The 3,986-nt window shown below is 41.1% G+C and carries 4 protein-coding genes; 3 read left to right on the top strand and 1 reads right to left on the bottom strand.

Features of this window, described 5'->3' with window-relative positions:
- Positions 1 to 117 precede the first annotated feature (117 nt).
- Positions 118 to 672, bottom strand: a complete 555-nt coding sequence (locus JUI58_RS05370; RefSeq protein ID WP_204102723.1) for a DUF2808 domain-containing protein — start codon at positions 670 to 672, stop codon at positions 118 to 120.
- A 175-nt stretch (positions 673 to 847) separates the two neighbouring features.
- Here JUI58_RS05370 and argS point away from each other — a divergent pair, with 175 nt between their 5' ends.
- The 3 genes from argS to JUI58_RS05355 all read left to right on the top strand — a co-directional run bounded on the left by argS (position 848) and on the right by JUI58_RS05355 (position 3,761).
- Positions 848 to 2,947, top strand: coding sequence for an arginine--tRNA ligase (argS, locus tag JUI58_RS05365; RefSeq protein ID WP_204102722.1), 2,100 nt, complete (start codon positions 848 to 850; stop codon positions 2,945 to 2,947).
- A 128-nt stretch (positions 2,948 to 3,075) separates the two neighbouring features.
- Positions 3,076 to 3,363, top strand: a complete 288-nt coding sequence (locus JUI58_RS05360; RefSeq protein WP_204102721.1) for a type II toxin-antitoxin system HigB family toxin — start codon at positions 3,076 to 3,078, stop codon at positions 3,361 to 3,363.
- Entirely contained in the window at positions 3,351 to 3,761 is a 411-nt protein-coding gene (locus tag JUI58_RS05355; protein ID WP_204102720.1) for a hypothetical protein, read from the top strand. The genes JUI58_RS05360 and JUI58_RS05355 overlap by 13 nt, the downstream gene beginning before the upstream one ends.
- The last annotated feature ends 225 nt before the right edge of the window (positions 3,762 to 3,986 follow it).

Raw genomic sequence — 3,986 nt, 5'->3', positions numbered from 1 at the left:
CCCAAATAACGTAGTACGCGGGGTACTTAGTCTGGTCAGAATGGCCTGTTAGATTTCTCTTTCAAGCCTCACGCCTTTAGGCTGAGGTTCCTGACCACCCATTTTTCACGATACCCGTCACCAAATCCTTCGGGGAAAGCGATCGTAAAAAGTTAATCTCCTCGCACCCAAGTATAATTCTCGTGCATTTTCTCCTGGGGGAAAAACCGCGACACCAAACCCATAAGCCCCACTCCATCTAGGATTGCGTCGCGGTTTGAGCCTGACGCTAAGGGTTGTCCCTGGAGAAACAGCTTGTTCTAATTCCACTATAACAGCGAGGGCAGACGCATCATAAGTAGTGCTTTGAATCCTCAAGGATGCACCGCGATCGCCCGATGTCCCGATAAAGGCGATCGTCTCTTCTAGTTTAAAGCGAATGCGTTCTTGTCCTCCTCGTTGTTGAATGACAATTTTTTGCAGGGGAGTTTCTGTCGTGTCGGGGATGGCGATCGTAAAATAATATTTAGCACGACTGGAATAGGTTTCCGTCGAACTGCTTCTCACTTCCTCAATACGAGGTGCGCTACCTCGAAATGTGGCGGGTAATTCTTGGCTTGCTACGGGAAGGGGAGATAAACTAACAATAGGGGTAACTGCGATCGCAAGAGCGAGTAAATCGGTATTTTTCATCGCCTTGGGCTGTGTGGTAAAATTGACTCTTAGGAATTATAACGAATTATTTCGATAGACGAATAGTTGAGAGTTGAGAATTGGGAAAAGAGACGATCGTGAATTTTTAATCCCTTATCACTCATCCCTCATCCTTCCTGTTTCATCCTTCATCACTCATTACTCATCCTTCCCCATGTCTTCTATTCAAACCCAACTTACCCAGAAATTTAGTCATGCTTTAGTTGCCGCTTTTGGCGATGAATTTAGCAACACCGATCCCCTTGTTGTTTTGGCCAGCAATCCGAAATTTGGGGATTATCAATCTAATATTGCCCTTAGTTTGACGAAACCCTTGCAGAAAAATCCCATGAAGATCGCGCAGGAAATCTGCGATCGCCTGGAAATTAGCAACTTTTGCGAGTCTCCTGAAATTGCTAAACCTGGTTTTATTAACCTCACTCTCAAACCGGACTATTTGGCGACACAATTAGCAACAATGGCAAGCGATCGCCGTTTGGGGGTCGAAAAAGTTAAGCAGCCTCAAAAAGTTATTGTTGATTTTTCTAGCCCCAATATTGCCAAAGAAATGCACGTCGGGCATTTACGTTCGACTATTATCGGCGATAGTATTGCCAGAATATTAGAGTTTCGCGGTCACGATGTTTTACGTCTCAATCATGTGGGAGACTGGGGGACACAATTTGGGATGTTAATTGCTTATTTACGAGAAACTCATCCCGAAGCATTGATGACAGCAAATGCTTTAGATTTAGGGAATTTAGTGACATTATATCGTCAAGCGAAAAAGCAATTTGATGAGGACGAAGCATTTCAAGAAACCGCGCGTCAAGAAGTGGTTCGCTTACAATCTGGGGCAGAAGATAGTCGTCATGCTTGGCAATTATTATGCGAACAATCTCGGCAAGAATTTCAACAGATTTACGATCGCCTTGATATTAGCTTACAAGAACGAGGGGAATCTTTTTATAATCCCCTGCTTCCCGGTGTTGTCGAACATTTAGACTCCGTGGGACTATTGGAGGAAAATGAAGGAGCAAAATGCGTATTTTTAGAAGGATTTACCAATAAAGAAGGCGATCGCCTCCCTTTAATTGTCCAGAAAACTGACGGCGGTTTTAACTATGCCACCACAGATTTAGCCGCACTGCAATACCGCACAGGAAAAGATGAAGCCGATCGCATTATTTATGTTACAGATGCAGGACAAGGCAATCATTTTGTTCAAGTTTTTCAAGTTGCCCGCAAAGCGAAAATTCTACCCGAAAATGTAGAAGTGGTTCACGTTCCTTTTGGGGTTGTTAAAGGCAAAGATGGGAAAAAACTACAAACTCGGGCTGGAGATACCGTCCGTTTAAAAGACTTGTTGGATGAAGCAGTTTCTCGTGCTTATCAAGACTTAGATAAACGCTTGCAAGAAAATAATAGAACCGAAAGCGAACCTTTTAAGGAAAACGTTGCCGAGATCGTGGGCATAAGTGCGGTGAAATATGCCGATTTGAGCCAAAATCGTACCAGCGAATACATTTTTAATTACGATAAAATGCTGGACTTGAAAGGGAATACTGTCCCTTATCTTTTATATACTTATGTCAGAACTCAAGGCATCGGACGCAAAGAAGAAAAAATCGGTTCGAGTGCCTTAACAACAGTAGAACCAGTATCGATCGCCAAAATAAGTCCCAAATATATTCAACAACAAATCCAAGATAATTGGCCAACTTTTAAACCGATGGCGATCGCCTCGGGAGTTTTGGTAACAATTATTTTTGTTATTGATGCGATCGTCAAAATTCATCTGGCAATTCATCACATTCCCTTGTTTTCTCAAATTCTACAGTTTACTGGTTTTAGTTACACTCTTTGGTTTGCTTTCAAGCATCTCCTTTTCTACAAAAAACGCCAACAATTTAAGCAAAAACTAGAAGAGAAAAAAAGAGAGTTTTTGGGAACTCCCGATACAGTGAAGATACTTCCTCCAGCCGGCGATCGCGCTGAAATTATCCTCCAAGAAGATTCTGAACTCATTCTTGCCAAACACCTCTTACAACTAACAGATGTTCTCGCAGAAGTCGAACGCGATTTATATCCCAATCGTCTTTGCCAATATCTCTACGAACTCAGTCAAAAATTCAATCAATTCTTTGAAAACTGCCCAGTTCTCAAAGCTGAAGAACCCGTGCGAACTTCTCGTTTAATGTTATGCGATTTAACCGCAAGAACCTTGAAACAAGGACTATCTTTACTGGGAATTTCAGTTCTAGAAAGAATGTGACAAGTATTTTTCTTGTTCTCTCAATTGCATGGAGATTAAAAAATTATTTCAGTAACTATATTGGCACTTTCATGATCCATTTGATAGGGAATTTAATAATTCTGATTCCTTTGTAGAACCAGAGAATCATGCACATTATTTCTCGCAAAGCCTTACGTCAATTTTGGGAAAAGTATCCTGATAGTGAAACAGCACTCATTCGTTGGTTTAAACTCATAGACTCAGCAAACTTTAACACTTTTGATGAATTACGCTCAGTTTTTCCAAGTGCCGATCTTGTAGACGATCTAGTTGTATTTAATATTGGTGGTAATAAATATAGATTAATTACTTCAATTCACTTTAATCGTCAGAAAGTCTATGTTCGTCATATTTTAACCCATTCAGAATACGACAAAGATACATGGAAAAATTAACTGTACTTCCCCCAGATATTAATCATCATTGGAGTGCGATCGCGCCACTGTTGACAATTCGCAATGAGGAAGAATACGATCGGGCAATAGAGCGATTAAATGCTTTAATTGATGAAATTGGTACTAATGAGCAGCATCCTCTTTATAATTTGCTTGATACATTAGGCACGCTGATTGAGGCTTATGAGGCGGAGTATTATTCTATCCCAAATTGTGGCGGGAGTGATGCACTAGCGTATTTAATGGAAGAGCATGGATTAAGTTCATCAGATTTATCTGAAATTAGTACGGCAGAGAAAATAGAAGCTATCTTAAATAATGAGAAGTCCTTAACTCTGATTCAAATTCAACAGTTAGCACAATATTTTAAAGTTAAACCTCAAGTCTTTCTGGATTAGAATTAGCGAATGGAAAGCGAGAATGACCTTGGGGTTTCATTATTCCCGAAACCGAACAGGAAGCGCGTATTGCCAAGGATTACGGGGCGATTGGGAGGCGTTGCAGAGAAACTCTATCAGGAAATGCAGTCAATAACCCACCGCTAACCCTTTGGGTATAGCGGGGGCTTGAACCAAGCCCATAGTTGACCAGCCTAAGTTCTTGGGAACTACGTTTTTTAAGCT

It is taken from the genome of Spirulina sp. CCY15215, from assembly GCF_016888125.1.
Lineage (GTDB): Bacteria > Cyanobacteriota > Cyanobacteriia > Cyanobacteriales > Spirulinaceae > CCY15215.
This window is presented reverse-complemented; position numbering and strand designations above follow the sequence as displayed.